Origin of the sequence: Ideonella flava (assembly GCF_051857595.1) — a bacterium.
GTDB lineage: Bacteria > Pseudomonadota > Gammaproteobacteria > Burkholderiales > Burkholderiaceae_C > Ideonella.
In genome coordinates this window covers 278960-300799 of the sequence record NZ_JBPZHD010000004.1, presented here as the reverse complement: position 1 = coordinate 300799, position 21840 = coordinate 278960, and the positions used below count along the sequence as shown (strand labels likewise).

The window sequence follows — 21840 nt, the reverse complement described above, 5'->3', positions numbered from 1 at the left end:
CGTGACCGAAGACCAACTCGAAGAGGAGGCACTGGGCTGGTTGGCCGAGGAGGGCTATGGTCGCCTCTACGGCCCCGATATCGCCCACGACGGCCCAGCTCCCGAGCGCAGCAGCTATCGCGAGGTCGTGCTGACCAGCCGTCTGCGCCAAGCCTTGGCTAGGCTGAACCCCGAAATCCCGCTGACTGCCCGGGAAGACGCGCTGAAGCAGGTGCTGGACCTCGGCATCCCGGCCCTGCTGAGCGCCAATCAACGCTTTCACCGCCTTCTGGTTGGTGGGGTGCCGGTGCAGTACCAGAAGGGTGGCGACACACGAGGCGACTTTGTGCGACTGGTCGATTGGGCAGACCCAGCGCGCAACGAATGGCTGGCCGTCAACCAGTTCACCATCAAGGGGCTGCACCACACGCGCAGGCCGGACGTCGTCCTGTTCGTCAACGGCCTGCCACTGGTGTTGCTGGAGCTGAAGAACCCGGCCGACCAGAACGCCAGCGTCTGGAAGGCCTATGACCAGATCCAGACGTACAAGGAGCAGACCCCCGACGTCTTCCACTACAACGAAGTGCTGGTGATCTCGGACGGCAGCGAGGCCTTGATGGGCTCGCTCTCAGCCGACAGCGAGCGTTTCATGGGCTGGCGCACGATCGACGGCGAAACGCTCGACCCGCTCGGCCCCTTCCAGGAGTTGCAGACCCTGGTGCGGGGCGCGCTGGCGCCGGCGCGCCTTCTGGACTACCTGCGGTACTTCGTGCTGTTCGAGGACGACGGTGGGTTGGTCAAGAAGATCGCCGGCTACCACCAGTTCCACGCGGTGCGGGTGGCGATCGAGCGGGTCGTCGCCGCGTCGCGGCCTGGCGGCACGCACAAGGGCGGCGTCGTCTGGCACACCCAGGGCAGCGGCAAGAGCATCACCATGACCTGCTTCGCCGCCCGGGTGATGCAGGAGCCGGCGATGGAGAACCCCACCATCGTCGTGATCACCGACCGCAACGACCTGGATGGCCAGCTCTTCGGCGTGTTCAGCCTGGCGCAGGACCTGCTGCGTGAGCAACCGGTGCAGGCGCTGACCCGGCAGGATCTGCGGGCCAAGCTGACCAACCGGCCTTCGGGCGGCATCGTCTTCGCCACCATCCAGAAGTTCATGCCGGGGGAGGACGAGGATGTGTTCCCAGTCTTGTCCGACCGCCACAACATCGTGGTGATCGCTGACGAAGCACACCGCACCCAATACGGCTTCGAGGCCAAGCTGAAGACGGTGAAGGTGCGCAGCAGGGGCATCGCCACTGGCGATGGCGGCGGCGCCAGCAGCGCGCTGGCGGCCGATTTCGTGCCGCCCGAGTACACGGTGGACCGCTACCAGGTCGGCTATGCGCAGCACCTGCGTGACGCGCTGCCCAACGCCACTTTCGTCGCCTTCACCGGCACGCCGGTGAGCAGCGACGACCGCGACACCCAGGCCGTTTTCGGCGAGTACATCCATGTCTACGACATGCAGCAGGCCAAGGAGGATGGCGCCACCGTCGCCATCTACTACGAGAGCCGGCTGGCGAAGCTGAGCCTGAAGGAGGAGGAGCTGCCGCACATCGACGACGAGGTCGATGAGTTGGCCGAGGACGAGGAGGAGAGCGCGCAGGCAAGGCTGAAGACCCGCTGGGCGGCGCTGGAGAAGGTGGTGGGCGCCACGCCCCGCGTGGCCAGCGTGGCCACGGACCTGGTGGCGCACTTCGAGGAGCGCAGCAAAGCCCAATCCGGCAAGGCCATGGTGGTGGCCATGAGCCGCGACATTTGCGTGCAGCTCTACGACGAGATCGTCAAGCTGCGGCCCGAGTGGCATGACACCGACCCCGAGAAGGGCGCGGTCAAGATCGTGATGACCGGTTCGGCCAGCGACAAAGCGCTGCTGCGGCCGCACATCTACAGCGCGCAGGTCAAGAAGCGGCTGGAGAAGCGTTTCAAGGACCCGGCGGACCCGCTGCGCATGGTGATCGTGCGCGACATGTGGCTGACCGGCTTCGACGCGCCCTGCGTGCACACCCTGTACGTCGACAAGCCCATGAAGGGCCACAACCTGATGCAGGCGATCGCCCGGGTGAACCGGGTATTCAAAGACAAGCAGGGCGGCCTGGTGGTGGACTACATCGGCATCGGCAACGAGCTCAAGGCCGCGATGAAGGAGTACACGGCCAGCAAGGGGCGCGGCCGGCCGACCGTGGACGCCCACGAGGCCTACGCTGTGCTTGCGGAGAAGCTGGACGTGCTACGGGCGATGCTGCACGGCTTCGACTACAGCGGCTTCCTGACCGGCGGGCACAAGACGCTGGCCGGGGCCGCCAACCACGTGCTCGGCCTGAAAACCGAAGGCGGCCGCGACGGCAAGAAACGGTTCGCGGACACCGCCCTCGCGATGAGCAAAGCCTTCACCCTCTGCTGCACCCTGGACGAGGCCAAGGCTGTGCGCGAGGAGGTGGCTTTCATGCAGGCAGTGAAGGTCATCCTGACCAAGAAGGACATCGTCGCGAAGAAGCGCACGGACGAGCAACGCGACCTGGCGATCCGCCAGATCATCGACTCGGCGGTGGTCTCCGACAGCGTGGTGGACATCTTCGACGCCGTCGGGCTGGACAAGCCGAACATCGGCCTGCTTGACGACGAGTTCCTGGCCCAAGTGAGAAGCCTGCCCGAGCGCAACCTTGCGGTCGAGTTGTTGGAACGGCTGCTGGAGGGCGAGATCAAGAGCCGATTTGGCCGCAACTTGGTTCAGGAGAGGAAGTTCTCCGAGCTGCTAAGCAACGTGATCGCCCGCTACCAGAACCGTTCGATCGAGACAGCCCAGGTGATGGAAGAGCTGGTCGAGATGGCCAAGAAGTTCCGCGAGGCAGCGTCACGTGGCGAGCAACTCGGACTGAACGACGACGAGGTGCGCTTCTACGACGCGCTGGCCACCAACGAATCGGCGGTGCGCGAGCTGACCGACGAGACGCTGAAGAAGATCGCCCATGAGCTGACCGAGAACCTGCGGCAGAGCGTGAGCGTCGACTGGTCCCAGCGGGAGAGCGTGCGGGCCAAGCTGCGGCTGATGGTCAAGCGGGTCCTGCGCAAGTACAAGTACCCGCCGGATGCCGCCGAGGCGGCTGTCGAGTTGGTGCTGCAGCAGGCGGAGGCGCTGGGTGAAGACTGGGCCGGGTAACTCGGCAGCAGAGTTGGACTTTCGCGGCTGGGCACGCGAGTCGGATTCGAGTTTCGCCGTCGCCCGTCTTGCGGAATACCCAAGCTGTCAACGTCCAACAAGACATTGATGGCATCGGCGACCTAGCGCGACGCCCAGCGACGATGCGCCTGGGTATGCCGCTTCACGCGGCTGACCAACGGCCTCTCAAAGAAGGTCGAGACCCTTGAGCACGCCGTGTCGCCTACAACTTCGCGCGCATCCACAAGGCGTTGCCCGTGACGCCAGCGAAGGCGGCCGGCACCAGTGACCATGTTGGTCGCTGAAGGATTCAGCGCGCTTGCCGATTGAAGGCCTAACGCTTCGGTTCTGGGTGCGGCTGCGGTATTGTCTTCGCAACCTTCGCCGCCACTTCGCGCACCATGGCGGCAGTCGGGCGCTGGTTGAAATCCTTGCGAAGGATGTCCTTCACCAGAGCCTCAGCCTGCTTCAGGACTTGGTCTTTGCTCATGATTTGCACCTCAAGAAATCTGGTCCCACACACGATCAATGATGAGGTCGGCAAAGAAGGACACCCAAAATTTGCCCTTCAACTTGTCGGCCGCCAGCTTGTTCACAAGCGCCTCATCGACTGCAAGAATCGGCGTTAGGGCGTTAGAGACATCGTCTCGCCGAATGGTTGCACCAGCAGGGAACGTATCTTCAACAAAGTCATAGGTCTTCTGCGCTACCTCTTTCCAGCGAGCCTCGTCCGCCGTGAAGAAGTCGATCAGTTCGGCGGCCTCAAGCCGCTGCTCTGCCTCAAGAGTCAGTGCCATTATTTTATCTCCCACACCGCAATCGACGCGGCTATGGCGACCGCCAAGAGCGCCAAGCCGAGACACACGACCGAAACGATCACCAAGCAGTTGACTTCCATCAACTTGCCAGCCAGCGCGAAGCCGGTAGCCAAGAGGGAGAACATGAAGCCAAGCAGCGCAAGAATCCCGCGCAGCAGAAACTTGGCTTTCACGGCTCGTTGAGCCGTCTTGTCGAATGAATCGAAGCTGTTGGAGATCGCACCGATGAACACGAGCAGTAGCCCGCCGAGCGCTGTTGAAGCAGCGGCGATGTCGCCGGCCGTTCCGACCCATTGAACCATTGCGGTTCACCCCCTGCGTGAATCGTATGCTTCGCAACGGGGCAGGCGGAGAGGGTCTGGCCGGCTTGACGATCCGAGCGCACAGGGGTACCCGTTGCACATCAGACTAAGACACTACCGCGCCGGTCGGCGGCTTGACCTCGGCGCCAGGGACCAGCTCGTTCGATGCGGTCGCTCAACCAACCGCTAAGTAAATCACCGCAGTCCACTTCGAGCGGTCAAACGGCTGGCTGGACCGCGCCTCGTCTGCCGGCGCGCCGTGGTTTGAGATGAAGTCTGAAACTGGGTTGCGCTGACGCCGCGATCGTCAGGCGCTGGGCGCCAAATCGGGCAGCACCGGCAAAGCGCGGCGCTGCCGGCACGGTCGGGGGAAGCTGACGGCCAGCGGCGTTGGTGGGGCAGGCGGCGACTTCACGCGGGCGAGCGCCGCTTCGTTCAACGCGTTCGAGACCGCCTCCAGCGGGAAGATCCAGCCTTGGCCGTACTTCAGGCCCGGCAGTTTCGCTTGACGCGCGAGTTCTTCGACTGTGCTCTTGGCGCAGTCGAGCAGGTCGGCCATCTGTGAGGCGTTCAGAACGGGGGGAAGGCGAGCCATGCGATTCTCACAAGTTGGGCTTCGTCCAGTTGAGGCCACAGGCGAGACCAGTTGATCTTTGCGTCTGCCTGGCTGGCCCATGGGATGCGGTGCAAGGTGTCTCCTGCACCCGCGCCAGGGGTGGCACCCGTGCCACGGGTGGCGCCCATGCCAGGGGTGGCGCCCATGCCAGGGGTAGCGCCCGTGCCAGGGGTGGCGCCCGTGCCAGGGGTAGCGCCCGTGCCAGGGGTGGCGCCCGTGCCAGGGATGGCACCGATGGGCAAACGCAGCTGTGGGGACGGCGACGGGCGTAGAAGCCGCCTCATCTTCTCGCGTAACCAGCCGACGACCGCTGCGCTGATCTGGGCGATGGGGACGCGGCGCCAGGCGATCGCCGTACCACCTGCCAGGCGCTCCCGCACCCATGCCAGAGGCGGCATCAATGCCAGGGGTGGCGCCCATGCCAGGGGTGGCGCCCATGCCAGGGGTGGCGCCCGAGCGTGCTGGCGAGGTGACGAGCCCCACCTCGGATGGGGCCCGACCGGCATCAATCGTCTTGTGGCGCTCAAGGGTGTGACGCAGGGCTGGCGCGTACTTCTTGACCGAGGTGAGGCCCACCCCAGCCGCCTGGGCGATTTCGGCGTTGGTACTCCACGGTGGCAAGCGACGCATGGCGTCGGCAACCCGCTCGCGTGTCTCCTCGGCACGATCGGCACTCGTCCTGCGCGCTGACGCAGCTTGCCGCCGCTTCACCTCCGCCTTGGGCAGCCTCTCGCCGGTCCCAATCCAGCGTGTGCACTGCGGATCGACAGTCCAGACCCGGCCGTCGCGTGGTTGATCATCCCGTCCGCGCCTTGGCCCGCCACCCACGAGCAATTCGCCGCGGTGGCAGTAGCGTGCCACTGAGCTTGCGACACCTCGAACTTCAGAGGCAGGAAGCGGCCAAGTGAGCGTGTCGTTGAGCAGCGTCGCTGCCTGCAAAAGCGCCTCCTGGGTCGGCGCCCGACGCGAGCGGATGGCTGCGCCCGCCCAGCGGCGCAGGCTGTCAAACAGCCAGCAGTTCCTCGAGTTCTCGCGGGAGCTTGCGGCTTTGCGAATGGCGCGCGCCGGCGAGCGATCGCCTTCAACGAAGGTCGCCAGCTCCTGCAGGGCCCAGGCCCGGGCGCACACCCAGGTCTCTCGATGCCCGTCTGCAAACGGCGACCGAAGGCCGTTTCCGGCGAAGGACGGGTCAAATCCTGGCAGGCGGGCGGCAAACTTGAGGCTGACGTCCCGCAAGAAGGCAGCGGCCTTCGGCGAATCACGCTTCACCGGGACGGCGAGGGCCCACACCATATGGCAGTGCCCGCTGCGCAGGTTCTCGACCACGCAGAGCGGCGGCGGCAGGCCGGCGTCGCGCCATGCGTGGCCGGATCCCTTCTCGTCGACGTCGACGACTACGAACCGCGCCACGTCTTCGTTGACGTACAGGTGCCTCCGGCGCACGGCCTCGTCGGGTGCGTGCCATTCCCGGGCGGAGTGGTGATCCGCGCAAGCCACGCGCCACGGCATGAGCGCCATGAACAAGTTGGGCGCGTCAGCTTCTCCACGCCCAGCGTCGCGGTCGACTGCACCCCGCCGTTGCGGCCCGTATGGTGCCGCCTGGCCTTGGCGCTGCACCGGCGCCGAATATAGAATCCCACCCATGGAAGGTGATCCCGCCTGATTGCCATTCCAAGAAGCCCACGCTGATCGGAAGTCGGCGTGGGTTTCGTCTTTTCTGGACTTGGGGCGACCCCGAATCCAATGCGATCAGTATGCCACTGTTGCTCTGAGGTGATTTCAGAGTGCATGCGGTATTCCTACAAGAGGCGTGGGAGTCGATATTTACCGCAACGGTGAATATCGAGCCATTTTCAGGTCAGTCCTCGTGCCCGTCGCTTGAGGCCGGGCGATCGGCAATGAGGAGGCCCGGCCACCAGGGCGTCAAGACCGGCGGCAACCGGGCTCAGGCGACGCTTACATTGTGGTCAGATGGAGGTATTTGACCTCTCAAGTAAACCCAGCACAGGCCGCCGACCGTCAACCGCCTTGTGATTTTGGATGGCCTTTCGGGGCATCATTCCTGTAGGGCACCGAAACGGCCTTCGTTTTCACCTTAGATTGACCAACAAACCAACTCCAGCATTTTGTCCGACCAGCTTTCGTTCAGCGCCAATATCGACTTGGCCGGGGTTTTACCTGCGAGGCCAAATACTGCCAATCAAAACCCTTGGCGTGGGTCTTCTTCACCGTCAAGACCCGCGCGCTCGATCATCACTCGCAAAGTGGCGTGACCGCTGGGCGGCGGGTCTGGCGACAGGGCCAGCCCATTTGCCTTGCGCTCGCCGTCCTGGGCCACTGTCAGGGTCTCGGCGGCGATCTTCCCCTGCTTCGCCTTTGCCGTAGTCGCGCGCGTTCACCGCCTCTCCTCGTGTCTGGTGCGCCGCATCGGCCCGGCTGTCCGCTTGACGCCAGGACGTCCCGCGTGACCCACCGCTTGATCACTTTGGCCTCGGCTTTGCTGGGCTGCCCGCACACCAGCCTGCAGTTGCGCCAGCCATGGTGGCCACGATTCACCTTCAGGTGGAATGGGGCCGATCCACATGGCATGGGTGCAGACCTCGCCTTTGCCATGTGAGCGCCGTTGTTGCGGCCGTCGTTGGCGCTGGGGCCTGCGGGAATCGCGAAACGGCTGAAGCGGCGGCGAATGTGCTTCGCCGCCATCCAAGCAGCGCCTTAGCCCTTAGTCGAGGGACAGCGCCGGCAATCGAAATCAGGCGCGCCGTGACGCTTCGCGCGCGCGCATTTGGGCCTCGATCCAGGCGTCGATGTCCGAGTCGAGCCAGCCGACGGCACGGCCACCGAGTTGGATGGGCGACGGGAAGCGGCCCTCGCTGATGCGGCGATAGAGCGTGCTGCGGGAAAGGCCGGTGCGCGACCTGACGGTCGACAGGCGAAGGAACGAACGGGACATTCGAGACCTCGTGAGGCGTGTTGGATGCCCTTGATCCTGTTGTCACGACTCACGGCCATGAGCCCTGGCGCTGCTCTGCCGACGCCTTGGCGGCGACGAGGGCCGCCTGATGCTGGCGCAGTTGTTGGAGGCGCTCCGCCATCGAAACCATTCGGGCTTCGAGTTCTCGAATCTCGTCGGCCAGTACCGCGGCGACCGCCTCACCGTCGACGGCCATCACGCCGCCTTCACCAACAGGACTTTTGGCTGGCTGAGCCGCAGGACGGCGGCGTCGACCGTATCGGCCCATTGTTGAAGCATGGCCTTGCGCTGCTCGGAGTACTCGGCACGGTTGTAGACGCCGCGCACGCCGCCGATCGTGTGGTTGAGGGCCTTCTCAACCACGTCGGATGCCCAGCCTTGTTCATGCAACAGAGTCGACGCCGTGCGTCGCAGGTCGTGGATGGTGAAGGCAGGGATGTCCTGACCCTGCAGCGACGTTTTCAGCGCCGAGTTGATGGCGTTGTGAGCGAAGGGCTTGTTGAGGCTGCTCCGGCCCGGCAGGACGAGCGCGCTACCGCCGGCCAACATGTGAAGCTCCTTGAACAGGGCGATCGCTTGCCGCGAGAGGTAAACGATGTGCGGCTTGCCGGTCTTTGAGGCCTCGGCCGGGATGTGCCATTCCGCCTCGTCAAGGTGAACGTCTTTCCAGCGGGCGAGCAGCAACTCCGACTTGCGCGACATGGTGAGCAGCGTCAGGTGCAGGGCAACCTTGAATTGGCGCCGGATGTTTGATTCCTTGGTGGCGCGCAGGAAGACGCCGATCTCGTGAACGGAAAGGGCCCGTTCGCGCGCCTTGGCCTTGAACACATGCCGCATGGGCAGGGCGAGCACGGGGTTGGACGCGACATGGCCACAGGTCAGGCCGTAGTCGAACAGGCGCTTCAACAGGCCGCGCAGGTCGGCGGCGGCGGCGTCAAAGCCCTGGTCCTTCTTGGCCCAGATGATGGCGCGTACGTCTTCGGTGGTGACTTCGCCCATGGGCTTCGCCCCGAGCGCCGGCAGGATCTGCTTGTCGAGGTAGCGGCGTGGCATGGTGGTGTTCTTGCGGTCGCGCTGGACGATTTCCCGGAAGAACTGCTCGCTGAACTCGGTCACCGTTTGGCTCTTGGGCGTCGCCGACTTGGCTTCCTGCTTGGCCCGTGCGGGTGATTCACCACGCGCGACTGCACGGCGGGCCTCGAAGTGCCGCTCCCGGGCCTCCTTCAGCGAAACCTCGGGGTAGATCCCGATCACCAGCTTTTCGGCCCTGCCGTCGAGCCGATAGCGGTACATCCAGGTTTTGCGCCCGCTCGTCTTGACCTCGATGACCAGGCCCTCGCCGTCGGCGGTTTGATACGTGCTGGCCCTCGGCTTGAGCGCCTTGATGCCGGTGTCGGTGAGTCGTCCCATTCCTGTTTTGTCCCTCGTCTGTGTCCACGGCCCTCCGCGGAGGGTGCGGAATTTAGCTCTGTGGACACAGTCTTGGACACTACACAGGTGGTACGTAGTGGGACTAAATGAGACACCCTGGAATCAAGATTCCTTTGGCGACAGGGGTTTAGGAGGGACGTCGGGACGCGACGAGACGCCCCGGAACCCCGGACTACTTTCCGATGCAGAAGCGGCTGAAGATCTCGCCCAGCAGGTCGTCCGCGCTGAAGGCGCCGGTGATGCGCTGCAAGGCCTCGTGGGCGAGGCGGAGTTCTTCGGCGAAGAGGTCGAGCGACGCGTCGGCCTGAGCGGCGTGTTCGGCGGCCCAGGCGAGATGGCTTTCGGCTTCGCGCAGGGCCTGGACATGGCGGGTTCGCGCGATGAACAGGCCTTCGGCCGAGGCCACGCCCCCGGCTCGTTCCAGCAGCGATTCGCGCAGGGCGTCGAGGCCCGTTCCGCTGCGGGCTGACAGACGCAGGCCCGGGCGGGCCTGCTCGAAGGTGCCGGGCGATGTGCTCGCGGCCAGGTCGGCCTTGTTGAAGACGTGGAGCAGGCGCGCCGGCTCCACGCTGTGCAGGCGCTCGGCGATGGCGGCGTCAGCGGCCTGGTAGGTGGGCTCCTCGACGCGCGTCAGGTCGTGCAGGAAGAGCACGGCATCCGCGCCGCCGATCGCCTCCCAGCTGCGCGCGATGCCGATGCGCTCGACTTCGTCGGGGCCGGTGTCGGTGTCGGCGCGCAAACCGGCGGTGTCGGTCACATGGACGGGCACGCCGTGGATCTGGATGGTCTCGCTGACACGGTCTCGGGTGGTGCCGGCGATGGGCGTGACGATGGCCAGCTCCGCGCCGGCCAGCGCATTGAGCAGCGAGCTCTTGCCCACGTTGGGCTGGCCGGCCAGCACCACGCGCAGGCCCTCGCGCAGCAGCGCGCCCTGGCGCGTGCGGGTGAGCAGCTCATCCAGGCGCGCTTGCAGGCCAGCGAGTTGGCCGCGTGCGTCGGCCTTCTCGAGGAAGTCGATCTCCTCCTCGGGAAAGTCCAGCGTGGCCTCGACCAGCATGCGCAGCCGCACGATGCCCTCGGCCAGTGCATCGACCTGGGACGAGAAGGCCCCGGCCAGCGATCGGCTGGCCGAGCGGGCCGCCGCCTCGGTGCTCGCGTCGATCAGGTCCGCCACCGCCTCCGCCTGCGCCAGGTCGAGCTTGTCGTTGAGGAAGGCGCGCTGGGTGAACTCGCCCGGCTCGGCCACGCGCATGCGGGGCAGGCCCGCCTCGGGTGCGAGCTCCAGGCAGCGGGCCAGCAAGAGCTGCAGCACGACCGGGCCGCCGTGGGCCTGCAGCTCGAGCACGTCTTCGCCGGTGTAGGAGTGGGGCGCGGGAAAGTACAGCGCCAGCCCCTGGTCGATGGGCTGGCCCTGGGCATCGAGGAATGGACCGTAGTGCGCACGGCGCGGCACCAGCGTCGCTCCGGTCAGCCGTTGGGCCAGCGATGCCAGGGCGGCGCCGGACACCCGCACGATGCCGACCGCGCCCCGGCCGGGGGCCGTGGCGATGGCGACGACGGGATCCTGGTGGTGGCCGAGCTGCAAGGTGCCGGCGATTGTCCCCGAGCGCCGTGGCGCGCCGCGAAGGGAGGAATTGGCGCGGGGGGAGCGTCGTTCGCCAGCCGTCACCGGCCCCGAACGATCACTCGCTTCCCGAGGAACTGGGTTGGCCCCGCGGCTGCATGATCGTCCGCGGATCCGGTCCGCTGAAGGCCCGAACGATCAACAAAAGTCGCGCCGCGGTAACCACCGTGGCATGCGTCACGCCGGGGGCGGGGCAGTCGCCGAGCCGCGGCCCGGCGACTGTCTCAGCTCACGCCGAGCCGCTTGTTGATGAACCACTGCTGGGCGATCGACAGCAGGTTGTTGGTCAGCCAGTACAGCACCAGGCCCGACGGGAAGTAGAAGAACATGAAGCTGAAGGCCAGCGGCATGATCCACATCATCCGGGCCTGCACGGGATCGGGCGCCTTCGGGCCCAGGGCCACCTGCAGGACCGAGCTGAGCGTCATCAGAATCGGCAGCGGGCCGACCGGCATGTGGAAGTAGGGCACCAGGCCGAAGAGGCTGTCAGGCTTGGACAGGTCGGTGACCCAGCCCATCCACGGCGCGCCGCGCATTTCCACCGACGCCAGCAACACCCAGTACAGCGCGATGAAGAAGGGCATCTGCACCACGATGGGCAGGCAGCCGCCCAGCGGGTTGATCTTCTCCTCCCGGTAGATGCGCATCATCTCCTGCTGCATCTCCTGGGGCTTGTCTTTCATCCGCTCCCGCATCTCCATGATGCGCGGGTTGACCGCCCGCATCTTGGCCTGGGAGCGGTAGGCGCTGGCGTTGAGCCAATAGAAGGCGATCTTCAGCAGCACCACCAGGGCGATGATGGCCCAGCCCCAGTTGCCGAGCAGGCTGTGCAGCTGGTCGAGCAGCCAGAACATGGGCTTGGCCAGGACGGTGACCCGGCCGTAGTCCTTGACCAGTTCGAGGCCAGGCTCCAGGGCGCCGAGCTTCTTCTCGTCCTGCGGCCCGGCGTAGAGCGAGGTCTGGAAAGCCGCGGTGGCGCCCGGCTCCAGGGTGCCCAGGGACTGCACCATGGCCACGGTGTAGTCGTTGTCGACCTTGTTGGTGACGAAGTCGCGCGGCTTGCCGGCCGGGACCAGCCACGCGCTGACGAAGTGGTGCTGGATCATGGCGATCCAGCCGTCGCTCGCGGCACCTTCGACCTTGTAGGGGTTCGCGCCTCGCTTGTCGATTTCCGCCGGCTCGACCTTCTTGAACTTGGTCGCGTCGTTGTAAAGGGCCGGCCCCGTGTAGGTGAAGCCGGTCGACGAGAACATCGACGTCGACTGGCCCTCGGGCGGCCGGCCGTCGCGCAGCAGCTGCAGGTAGATCTGCGGCGTCATAGGCGCGCCCGAGACGTTCGTCAGCTCATGCCGCACGCCGATGATGTAGTCGCCGCGCTTGAAGGTGTAGGTCTTGACCAGCTTGGCGCCGCCGATCTCCGGCGACTCGAAGCGCACCACGACCTCGTTGGCGCCGTCCTTGAGGCTGCGCTCGCCGGGCTGGACGCTGAAAGGGCTCAGGTGGCGCGGCAGCGGGGCGGCGCCCGGGGCCGGGTTGATGAAGCCGGTCTGCGCGAGGTAATGGCGCACCGCGCTCTGGTCGAACAGCACGACCGGCTTGTCCGGATCGATGGCGTCCGGATAGGTCTTGAGCTCCAGGTGGGTGAGGGTGGCACCCGTGCTGTCGATCGTGGCCTTGAACAGGTCGGTCTCGACGTTCACGGCCTCGCCGCTCGCCGCGCTGGCTGCCGCCGCAGCCGCGGCGGGCAGGGTGGTCGCGCCGGCCATCCCGCTGGCTGCGGCAGGCACGCCTGCGCTCGCTGCCGCGCTGGAACCCGCGGCCGGCGCCGAAGCGACCGGCTCCGAGATCGGCGCGCCGAACAGCGTCGGACGCCCGTTGTGCTTGTTCCACCCGTCATAGAGGAAGACGAGCGACATGATGAACACCACCCACAGCAGGGTGCGGCGCATATCGGTCATGGATGGGGCCTGGAAGGAATCTGAAGGGTCGAAGAGGGGGGCAGCGTGGCGCCGGGCAGCAACCGGCTGAACAGCCGCGGACGCACGACAGGCACCGGGTCGCAACCGCCTGCGCACCAGGGATGGCAGCGCAGGACGCGGGCCACGGTCAGGTAAGAGCCGGCCAGCGCTCCGTGGCGCTGCAGCGCTTCGATGCCGTATACCGAGCAGGTCGGCGCGAATCGGCACTGGTTGCCGAGCGAAGGGCTCAGCAGCAGCCGATAGGCCCGCAACAGGGCCACCAACACCCGGCGCGGGAACTGGCTCCAGCGTCTGGCCGCGGGCTGATCGACAGGCTTCATCGCGGGCGGGCGGGCGGCCTGGCCGCGCGGCTGAACAGCACCTCGATCTCGGCGTGCGCGGTTTCGCGCAGCGGCTCGGATGCAGGGCTAGTGAAGGCCTGGCGATCGAAGCCCTGCCTCAGCCGCACCACCCACAGGCCCGGGGGCAGCCGGCCGGCATGGCGCGCCATGGCCGCACGAAGCTGGCGCTTGATCAGGTTGCGAGTGACTGCTCGCTTGGCGTGCCGCTTGGGCACGACCAGGCCCAGCCAGTGGCCGGCCGGAGTGCTGGCGAGGCCCGGCGCCGGGGATTCATCCACAAGCGTCTGGCCGGAGCCGGTCGGGGTTGTGGATAAGTCTGGTGAAACAGGCGGGACAACCGCCTCGGCGGGCGCCTTGGACGCCGCCGCCCGGCCACGCGAAGGCTCGCCGGACACATGGTGAACGGCGAAGTGAGCACTTCGCGAACAAGGCACCGTCGCGAGCACGCGTTCGAAATCGGCCGGTCTCACGATGCGGCCGATCATGACGCGTGGGTCAGACCTGGGACAGCTTCTTGCGGCCCTTGGCGCGGCGCGCATTGATGACGGCCCGGCCACCGCGCGACTTCATGCGGACGAGAAAGCCATGCGTACGGGCGCGGCGGACTTTGGAAGGCTGATAGGTGCGCTTCATGGTGCTAGCTGGTTGGATGGGCCGGAGGGCGCCTGAAAGGCCGGATCGAAAAAACCCGCCTGGAGTCGCAAGAGCGCTTCGAAAGCGCCTCGCGGCGTGGACGGCGCCGTCTTGGGTCGTGCGTCGCGGCAAGGGCCCTGGATTGGCTCCTGCCCGTACCGCAAATCGCTCTTCCGCCGGGCCGATTCGGGAAACCCACTATTAGAGCAAAAAACGCTTGTCGGGTCAAACACTTGCACGGCAGATTGCGGCTTGGCGCGGCCCTTGACCCTGCTCCAGAAACTGTGGATAACCACCGCCTTCGACGATTGATCCGTGCGTAGAATCCGGCCGCTCGAAAACAACTTGTCCACAATGAGCTTCGATCTCTGGCAGCGCGGTTGCGAACGTCTCGCGACCGAACTGCCCGAACAGCAATTCGCCACCTGGATCCGCCCGCTGCCGCCGGCCGACATCACCGATGCCGGCGACGCTGGTGCGGTGGCCTCGCTGCGCGTGCCCAACCGCTTCAAGCTGGACTGGATCCGCTCGCAGTACAGCGCCCGCATCGAGACCGTGCTGAGCGAGCTCGCCGGCAAACCCGTGCGGCTGGAGTTGAGCCTGGCGCCTCGCGAGCCGCTGCCCGCGGCCTATGGCTCCGCCACCCGCAGCCCGATGGGGGCCGGCCTGAACGGCAGCCCGACCTTCGTGGCCCGTGCGCAGCAGCCTGTGCGTGCCGGCCACTTCCTCGCCACGGCCATGCTCCCCCAACGCGAGCCGGTGCTGGCCGGGGATGTCCACGAGGTGTCCGAGGAGCACTTCGCGCCTCCGCCCCGCCCGGCGGCGCCCGCCTTCACCGGCGTCGCCTCGCTGCCGCCGGCCGCCAACCGGCACCGCCTGAACACCGCCCTGACCTTCGACAGCCTGGTCGCCGGTCGCGCCAACCAGATGGCCCGCACCGCCGCGCTGCACGTCGCCGGCGCCCCGGGCCAGATGTACAACCCGCTGTTCATCTACGGCGGCGTCGGCCTGGGCAAGACGCACCTGGTGCACGCGGTCGGCAATGCGCTTCTCGCCGACAACCCGAACGCCCGCGTGCTGTACCTGCACGCCGAGCAGTTCATCTCGGACGTCGTCAAGAACTACCAGCGCAAGACCTTCGACGAGCTCAAGGCCAAGTACCACCAGCTCGACCTGCTGCTGATCGACGACGTGCAGTTCTTCGCCGGCAAGGAGCGCACGCAGGAGGAGTTCTTCAACGCCTTCGAGGCACTGCTGGCCAAGCGGGCGCACATCATCATGACCAGCGACACCTACCCCAAGGGGTTGGTGGACATCGACGAGCGCCTGACCTCGCGCTTCGACTCCGGCCTGACGGTGGCCATCGAGCCGCCCGAGCTCGAGATGCGCGTGGCCATCCTTCTGACCAAGTCACGCGCCGAGGGCACGGTGATGCCGGAGGACGTCGCCTTCTTCGTCGCCAAAAACGTCCGGGCCAACGTGCGCGAGCTCGAGGGCGCCCTGCGCAAGGTGCTGGCCTACGCCAAGTTCAGCCACAAGGACATCTCGATCAACCTGGCGCGCGAGGCGCTCAAGGACCTGCTGTCGATACAGAACCGGCAGATCTCGGTCGAGAACATCCAGAAGACGGTGGCCGACTTCTACAAGATCAAGATCGCCGACATGTACTCCAAGAAGCGGCCGGCCTCTATCGCCCGCCCGCGCCAGATCGCGATGTACCTGGCCAAGGAGCTGACGCAGAAGAGCCTGCCCGAGATCGGCGAACTCTTCGGCGGCCGCGACCACACCACCGTGCTGCACGCCGTGCGCAAGATCGGCGGCGAGCGGCACAAGAACACCGAGCTCAACCAGCAGCTGCACGTGCTGGAGCAGACGCTCAAGGGTTGATCAGTTCCCCGAGCCGGGCAGGCTGTTGCCGGCCCAGCGCTCCTGTGCGGCCATCAGGTGGCTGCGCATGGCCGTCTCGGCCGCCAGCGCGTCGCGCTGCTCCAGGGCTTGCAGGATTCGCTCGTGCTCGCGCAGGGCCTGCTCCCAGGTCTGGCGCGAGTCGGCATGGGCACTCAGCAGCATGGACATCGGGCTGTAGCGTTCGCTGAACAGCTCTCCGACCAGGCGTTCCAGCACCGCGTTGCCGGCCATGGCGGCCACGGCCAGATGAAAGCGCCGGTCGGCGTCCAATGCCGTCCGGCCAGAGGCCACCGCTTCGCGCATGGCAGCGACAGCCTCGCGCACCGCCGCCATCCCCTCGGCCGTCGCGCGGGCACAGGCCTGACTCACCAGGCCGCCCTCGAGCACGATGCGGGCCTGCATCAGCTCCAGCGGGCTTTCGCCGAGGCCGGCAGTTGCATGGTCACCGGTGCCGCGCACGTAGATGCCGGCACCCATCCGCACCTCGACGCTGCCGGCAATCTCGAGCGCGATCAGTGCTTCTCGCACCGAAGGGCGGGACACGCCCAGCTGCTGCGCCAGCTCGCGCTCGGGCGGCAGCCGCGTTCCTGGAACGAAGTGCCCATGGCGGATCAGTTCGCGGATCTGCTCCGCGATCTGCTGGTACAAGCGCCGGCTGTCCGCCGGCTTCAGATGCTCGATCATGGCGAGGCGCCCCTCCCGTGGCCTGACCAATTCTAGGCCCGCGCGGCTGTCGGGGTTTTCCCGGTCAGACCACTCTGGTCCCAAGCGCTAGACTGGCCTGACCAAGCCCGTCAGATCCGGGCTTTTTTCTTCATTGGCCTGACCGCCACAGGATTCGCCCATGGTTCCCTCCCCGTCCGCCAGCCTTGCCGGCAAGACCGTCCTGATCACCGCGGCGGCTCAGGGCATAGGCCGGGCCAGTGCGTTGGCCTGCCTGCGCGCCGGGGCCAGCGTCGTGGCGACCGACATCCAGGTCGAGGGCCTGGGCAGCCTGACGCAAGAGGCAGGCGACGGTGCCGCCTTGCGCACCGCCTTGCTCGACGTTCGAGACACCTCCGCGGTGCAAGCCCTTGCCAAGGACCTGCCTCCCCTGCACGGCCTGTTCAACTGCGCCGGCTTCGTCCACCACGGCACAGTGCTGGACTGTGACGAGGATGCCTGGGACTTCAGCATGGACCTCAACGTCAAGAGCATGTTGCGGACGGTGCGGGCCTTCCTGCCCGGCATGCTGGCGCAAGGCCAGCAAGAGGGCAGCAGCCCCTCGGTGCTGAACATGGCCTCCATGGCCTCCTCGATCAAGGGCTTTCCGAACCGCTTCGTCTATGGCGCGAGCAAGGCTGCCGTCATCGGCTTCACCAAGGCCGTGGCGGCCGACTTCGTGAAGCAGGGGCTGCGCTGCAACGCCCTGTGCCCGGGCACCGTCGACACGCCTTCGCTGCGCGGGCGCATCGCCGCCGCGGCGGACCCGGTGCAGGCGGAGAAGGATTTCATCGCCCGCCAGCCCATGGGCCGCCTGGCCACGGTGGACGACATCGCCCCGATGGTCGTCTTCCTGCTGTCCGACGCCTCGCGCTTCATCACCGGCCAGGCCGTGCTGGTCGACGGTGGCGTCACCATCTGAGCCGCGCCATGCATCCCGGCCGCGTTGACGCTCACCAGCACTTCTGGCGCCTCGCGCGAGGCGACTACGACTGGCTCGACCAGAGCGACCCGGCGCTCGCGCCACTGGCCCGCGATTTCGAGCCCGACGACCTGACGCCGCTGCGCCGCGCGAACGGCATCGGCCGCACCGTGCTCGTCCAGGCCGCGGCCACCATGGAGGAAACCGAGCACCTGCTCGGGCTGGCCGATGGTCACCCGGAGATTGCGGGCGTGGTCGGCTGGATCGACCTGTCGGATCCAGGCCAGGTCCCGGTGCTGGAGCGCTGGGCGAAGCGGTCCGCCTTCAAGGGTGTGCGGCCCATGCTGCAGGACCTGCCCGACACCGAGTGGATCGTCCACGGCCCGCATCCCGCGATGGTCCAGGCGCTGATCGACCTGGGGCTGCGCCTGGATGCGCTGGTCAAGCCCCCGCACCTGGCCGCGCTCATCCGCTTCGTCGAGCGCTGGCCTTCGCTGAAGGTGGTGATCGACCACGCCGCCAAGCCCACGCTGCGGGACGGATGGCAAGCGGACTGGGTCGCACCCTGGCGCACGGGCCTCACCGAACTCGCCGCCTATCCGCAGGTGTGCTGCAAGTTCTCGGGCCTGCTCACGGAGGCGGCGCCGCAGCAGATCACCTCGCCCGGGGCCGCCCAGGACCTGGTCGCTCCGGTGTGGGAAGAGCTGCTGCAGCGCTTCGGCCCCCAGCGCCTGATGTGGGGCAGCGACTGGCCGGTGTTGAACCTCGCCGCCGACTACGGCCGCTGGGCCGACATCGCCGGGCGCTTCATCGACCTCCTGCCACTGCCCGATCGCCAGGCGGTGTGGGGCGGCACCGCCGAGGCCTTCTACGGGCTGGAGCGTCCTTCATGACGGCCAGCCCGGTCACGCTGATCGAGATCCGGGGCCTGCACAAGGCCTTCTCCGGCGTGCCGGTGCTCGAAGGCGTGGACTTCGACCTGAGGGCCGGCGAGGTGCATGCCCTGATGGGCGAGAACGGCGCCGGCAAGTCGACACTGATGAAGGTCCTCGCCGGCGTCTACGAGAAGGACCAGGGCCAGGTGCTGGTCGATGGCCGGCCCGCCGCGCTCGCCAGCCCGCGCGACGCCCAGGCGCTGGGCATCGCGATCATCCACCAGGAACTGCAGCTGATGCCGCACCTGACGGCGGCGCAGAACCTCTTCATGGGTCGGGAGCCTCGCCGCTTCGGCGGCCTGCTGCTCGACGACGCGAGGCTGAACACCGAAGCCGAAGCCGTGTTCCAGCGCCTGAACCTGCGGCTGGACCCGCGCACGCCGGTGGGCGAGCTCACCGTGGCGCGCCAGCAGATGGTGGAGATCGCCAAGGCCATCAGCCTGCATTCGCGCGTGCTGATCATGGACGAGCCCACCGCCGCGCTGAACGATGCGGAGGTCGCGGACCTCTTCCGCGTCATCCGCCAGCTGCAGGCCGAAGGCGTCGGCATCGTCTACATCTCGCACAAGATGGACGAGCTGCAACGCATCGCCGAACGGGTGACCGTGATGCGCGACGGCCGCAGCATGGCCACGCTGCCGATGGCGGGCACCTCGGTCGACACCATCATCTCGCTCATGGTCGGGCGTGCGCTGGTGCACGAGGCGGTCGACGTGCCGGACACCTCGGGCGCCCCCGTCGCGCTGCGGGTGCGCGGCCTCAGGCGTGGCCACGCGGTGCGCGACGTGTCCTTCGAGCTGCGCTGCGGCGAGATCCTCGGCTTCGCCGGCCTGATGGGCGCCGGCCGCACGGAGGTCGCACGGCTCGTCTTCGGAGCCGACGAGCGCGAGGCTGGCGACATTGAAGTGCACGGCCGCGCCGCCACCATCCGCACGCCGGTGGACGCGGTGCGCCACGGCATCGGCTACCTGTCCGAAGACCGCAAGCACTTCGGCCTGGCCACCGGCCTGGACGTGCAGGCCAACATCGTGCTGGCCAGCCTGCCGCGCTTTGCCAGCCGCCTCGGCCTCGTCGACGACAACGCCACGCAGGACACGGCTGCCCGCCTGGTGCGCCAGCTGCAGATCAAGACCCCTTCGACGCAGCAGACCGTCAAGCTGCTGTCGGGCGGCAACCAGCAGAAGGTGGTCATCGCCAAGTGGCTGCTGCGCGACTGCGACATCCTCATCTTCGACGAGCCGACGCGCGGCATCGACGTCGGCGCCAAGGCCGAGATCCACAAGCTGATGCGCGCGCTGGCGGCCGAAGGCAAGGCGCTCATCGTCATCTCGTCGGAGCTGCCGGAGGTCCTGAGCCTGGCCCACCGGATCCTCGTGATGTGCGAGGGGCGGATCACCGGCGAGATTCCCGCCACCGAGGCCACCCAGGAACGCATCATGGCCCTGGCCACGCAGCGCGACGCCGCGCCAGCGCCCCAACCCGTCACCGCATGAACTCCACGACGACCCCCACGCCGCTGCCCGCCTCGGCCCGCCCTGTGTGGCTGCGACCTGCCGCGCGGCAGAAGCTGCTCGCCTTCGCCAGTCTGCTGGCGCTGATGGTGTTCTTCGGCTTCGCCTCCTCCAACTTCCTGCAGACCGACAACCTGGTCAGCATCCTGCAGGCCACCGCGGTCAACGGCGTGCTGGCGATCGCCTGCACCTTCGTCATCATCAGCGGCGGCATCGATCTTTCGGTGGGCACGCTGATGACCTTTTGCGCGGTGGTGACCGGCGTGGTGCTCACCTACTGGGGCCTGCCCCTGCCGCTGGGCATCCTGGCGGCCATCGTGGCCGGCGCCTTCTGCGGCGCCACTTCGGGCTGGCTGATCGCCAAGCTGAAGGTGCCGCCCTTCATCGCCACGCTGGGCATGATGATGCTGCTCAAGGGCCTGGCGCTGGTCGTCTCGGGCACCAAGCCGATCTACTTCAACGACACGCCGGGCTTCGAGTCCATCGCGCAGGATTCGCTCATAGGCGCGCTGCTACCCTCGCTGCCCATTCCCAATGCGGTGCTGGTGCTGTTCGCGGTGGCGCTGCTGGCCAGCGTGGTGCTGGGCCGCACGCTGCTGGGCCGCTACACCTTCGCGCTCGGCAGCAACGAGGAGGCCGCGCGGCTTTCGGGCGTGAACGTGGTGTTCTGGAAGGTCGTGGTGTATGCGGTGGGCGGCGCGATCTGCGGCGTCGCGGGGCTGCTGATCGCCTCGCGATTGAACTCCGCCCAACCCGCGCTCGGCCAGGGCTACGAGCTCGACGCGATCGCCGCCGTCGTCATCGGCGGCACCTCGCTGTCCGGCGGCACCGGCACCATCCTCGGCACGCTCATCGGCGCCTTCATCATGAGCGTGCTCACCAACGGCCTGCGCATCATGAACGTGGCGCAGGAATGGCAGACGGTGGTCACCGGCGTGATCATCATCCTCGCCGTCTACACCGACATCCTGCGCCGCCGCGCGGGCTGACCACCAGCTTCCCCAGGAGACTTCAACGCATGCTGCGACGCCGCCTCGCCCCCATCCTTCTGCTGCTCGCCGCCGCGCCGGCCTTCGCACAGCAGGCGACCTACATCCCATTGATCTCCAAAGGCTTCCAGCACCAGTTCTGGCAGGCGGTGAAGACCGGCGCCGAGCAGGCGGCCAAGGATTACAAGATCCAGGTCAGCTTCGAAGGGCCGGAGAGCGAGGCCATGATCGACAAGCAGATCGACATGCTCGCCGCCGCCCTGGCCAAGAAGCCGCAGGCCATCGGCTTTGCCGCCCTCGACAGCCAGGCCGCGATCCCGCTGCTGAAGAAGGCCCAGGCCGCGAAGATCCCGGTCGTGGCCTTCGATTCGGGCGTGGACAGCCCCATCCCGGTGACCACCGCCAGCACCGACAACCGCGCCGCCGCCGCGCTGGCGGCCGACAAGCTGGCCACGCTGATCGGCGGCGAGGGCGAGGTCGCGGTGGTCGCGCATGACCAGACCAGCCGCACCGGCATCGACCGCGTCGAGGGCTTCGTCAACCGCATGAAGTCGGCCTATCCGAAGGTGAAGGTGGTGACGGTGCAGTACGGCGGCGGAGACCACCTGAAATCGACCGAGCTCACCAAGTCCATCCTCGCCGGCAACCCGAAGCTCAAGGGCATCTTCGGCGCCAACGAAGGCTCCGCCATCGGCGTGGTGAACGCCGCTCGCGAGACCAAGCGCCAGATCGTCATCATCGGCTTCGACTCGGGCCGCCAGCAGAAAGAGGCGATCCTCAAGGGCGCGATGGCCGGCGCGGTGACTCAGAACCCGGTGGGCATCGGCTACAAGACCGTCGAGGCGGCCGTCAAGGCGCTCAAGGGCGAGGCCCTGCCCAAGACCATAGACACCGGCTTCTACTGGTACGACAAGACCAACATCGCCGATCCCAAGATCGCCGCGATGCTCTACGACTGACCTGCCTCA

General features: G+C 67.1%; 20 protein-coding genes and 1 pseudogene. 7 read left to right on the top strand and 14 right to left on the bottom strand.

What is annotated here, in order from left to right:
• Position 1 precedes the first annotated feature (1 nt).
• Complete coding sequence (locus ACS5PM_RS10500) at positions 2-3187, top strand: type I restriction endonuclease subunit R (protein WP_439387560.1); 3186 nt, start codon at positions 2-4, stop codon at positions 3185-3187.
• A gap of 334 nt (positions 3188-3521) precedes the next feature.
• On the opposite strand, the gene ACS5PM_RS10495 is transcribed toward ACS5PM_RS10500, so the two are convergent.
• The 13 genes and pseudogenes from ACS5PM_RS10495 to rpmH form a co-directional block, all read right to left on the bottom strand.
• Complete coding sequence (locus tag ACS5PM_RS10495; protein ID WP_439387559.1) at positions 3522-3677, bottom strand: hypothetical protein; 156 nt, start codon at positions 3675-3677, stop codon at positions 3522-3524.
• A gap of 10 nt (positions 3678-3687) precedes the next feature.
• Positions 3688-3984, bottom strand: a complete 297-nt coding sequence (locus ACS5PM_RS10490; RefSeq protein WP_439387558.1) for a hypothetical protein — start codon at positions 3982-3984, stop codon at positions 3688-3690.
• Positions 3984-4307, bottom strand: coding sequence for a hypothetical protein (locus tag ACS5PM_RS10485; RefSeq protein WP_439387557.1), 324 nt, complete (start codon positions 4305-4307; stop codon positions 3984-3986). The genes ACS5PM_RS10490 and ACS5PM_RS10485 overlap by 1 nt, the downstream gene beginning before the upstream one ends.
• Before the next feature lie 307 nt (positions 4308-4614).
• The gene (locus ACS5PM_RS10480) at positions 4615-4866 is read right to left on the bottom strand and encodes a helix-turn-helix domain-containing protein (protein WP_439387781.1); all 252 of its coding nucleotides are present in this window, start codon (positions 4864-4866) and stop codon (positions 4615-4617) included.
• Between the two features lie 918 nt (positions 4867-5784).
• A pseudogene (locus ACS5PM_RS10475) lies at positions 5785-6432 on the bottom strand (replication initiation protein); the annotation flags it as partial.
• A 1243-nt stretch (positions 6433-7675) separates the two neighbouring features.
• A complete protein-coding gene (locus ACS5PM_RS10470) occupies positions 7676-7876 on the bottom strand; it encodes a helix-turn-helix transcriptional regulator (protein WP_439387556.1) in 201 nt (66 codons plus the stop codon).
• A 49-nt stretch (positions 7877-7925) separates the two neighbouring features.
• Positions 7926-8093: a hypothetical protein gene (locus ACS5PM_RS10465; protein ID WP_439387555.1), complete on the bottom strand. Its 168-nt coding sequence runs from the start codon at positions 8091-8093 to the stop codon at positions 7926-7928.
• Positions 8093-9307, bottom strand: coding sequence for a tyrosine-type recombinase/integrase (locus ACS5PM_RS10460; protein WP_439387554.1), 1215 nt, complete (start codon positions 9305-9307; stop codon positions 8093-8095). The genes ACS5PM_RS10465 and ACS5PM_RS10460 overlap by 1 nt, the downstream gene beginning before the upstream one ends.
• A gap of 193 nt (positions 9308-9500) precedes the next feature.
• The gene (gene mnmE / locus ACS5PM_RS10455; protein WP_439387553.1) at positions 9501-10913 is read right to left on the bottom strand and encodes a tRNA uridine-5-carboxymethylaminomethyl(34) synthesis GTPase MnmE; all 1413 of its coding nucleotides are present in this window, start codon (positions 10911-10913) and stop codon (positions 9501-9503) included.
• 263 nt (positions 10914-11176) lie between these two features.
• A complete protein-coding gene (yidC, locus tag ACS5PM_RS10450) occupies positions 11177-12910 on the bottom strand; it encodes a membrane protein insertase YidC (protein WP_439387552.1) in 1734 nt (577 codons plus the stop codon).
• Positions 12907-13251 carry a membrane protein insertion efficiency factor YidD gene (yidD, locus tag ACS5PM_RS10445; RefSeq protein ID WP_439387551.1) on the bottom strand — a complete coding sequence of 115 codons (345 nt, stop codon included), beginning with the start codon at positions 13249-13251 and terminating at the stop codon, positions 12907-12909. Before yidD ends, yidC begins: the two co-directional genes overlap by 4 nt.
• Positions 13248-13550 (bottom strand): ribonuclease P protein component, encoded by a 303-nt coding sequence (locus tag ACS5PM_RS10440; RefSeq protein ID WP_439387550.1) that lies wholly within the window; start codon positions 13548-13550, stop codon positions 13248-13250. Before ACS5PM_RS10440 ends, yidD begins: the two co-directional genes overlap by 4 nt.
• Before the next feature lie 217 nt (positions 13551-13767).
• On the bottom strand, positions 13768-13905 hold the full coding sequence (gene rpmH / locus ACS5PM_RS10435; RefSeq protein ID WP_439387549.1) for a 50S ribosomal protein L34: 138 nt from the start codon (positions 13903-13905) through the stop codon (positions 13768-13770).
• A 354-nt stretch (positions 13906-14259) separates the two neighbouring features.
• Between rpmH and dnaA the strand changes: the two genes are divergently transcribed.
• Entirely contained in the window at positions 14260-15792 is a 1533-nt protein-coding gene (gene dnaA, locus ACS5PM_RS10430; RefSeq protein WP_439387548.1) for a chromosomal replication initiator protein DnaA, read from the top strand.
• On the opposite strand, the gene ACS5PM_RS10425 is transcribed toward dnaA, so the two are convergent.
• Positions 15793-16497 carry a FadR/GntR family transcriptional regulator gene (locus ACS5PM_RS10425; protein WP_439387547.1) on the bottom strand — a complete coding sequence of 235 codons (705 nt, stop codon included), beginning with the start codon at positions 16495-16497 and terminating at the stop codon, positions 15793-15795. It lies immediately after the preceding gene.
• Between the two features lie 160 nt (positions 16498-16657).
• On the opposite strand from ACS5PM_RS10425, the gene ACS5PM_RS10420 reads away from it, so the two are divergent.
• From ACS5PM_RS10420 to ACS5PM_RS10400, 5 genes are read left to right on the top strand one after another with little or no spacing between them, the layout of a single operon-like run.
• The gene (locus tag ACS5PM_RS10420) at positions 16658-17437 is read left to right on the top strand and encodes an SDR family oxidoreductase (protein ID WP_439387546.1); all 780 of its coding nucleotides are present in this window, start codon (positions 16658-16660) and stop codon (positions 17435-17437) included.
• 8 nt (positions 17438-17445) lie between these two features.
• Positions 17446-18330 carry an amidohydrolase family protein gene (locus ACS5PM_RS10415; protein ID WP_439387545.1) on the top strand — a complete coding sequence of 295 codons (885 nt, stop codon included), beginning with the start codon at positions 17446-17448 and terminating at the stop codon, positions 18328-18330.
• Entirely contained in the window at positions 18327-19865 is a 1539-nt protein-coding gene (locus tag ACS5PM_RS10410; protein ID WP_439387544.1) for a sugar ABC transporter ATP-binding protein, read from the top strand. The genes ACS5PM_RS10415 and ACS5PM_RS10410 overlap by 4 nt, the downstream gene beginning before the upstream one ends.
• Positions 19862-20872, top strand: coding sequence for an ABC transporter permease (locus tag ACS5PM_RS10405; protein ID WP_439387543.1), 1011 nt, complete (start codon positions 19862-19864; stop codon positions 20870-20872). Before ACS5PM_RS10410 ends, ACS5PM_RS10405 begins: the two co-directional genes overlap by 4 nt.
• 29 nt (positions 20873-20901) lie before the next feature.
• Positions 20902-21831 carry an ABC transporter substrate-binding protein gene (locus ACS5PM_RS10400; protein ID WP_439387542.1) on the top strand — a complete coding sequence of 310 codons (930 nt, stop codon included), beginning with the start codon at positions 20902-20904 and terminating at the stop codon, positions 21829-21831.
• Positions 21832-21840: the final 9 nt, after the last annotated feature.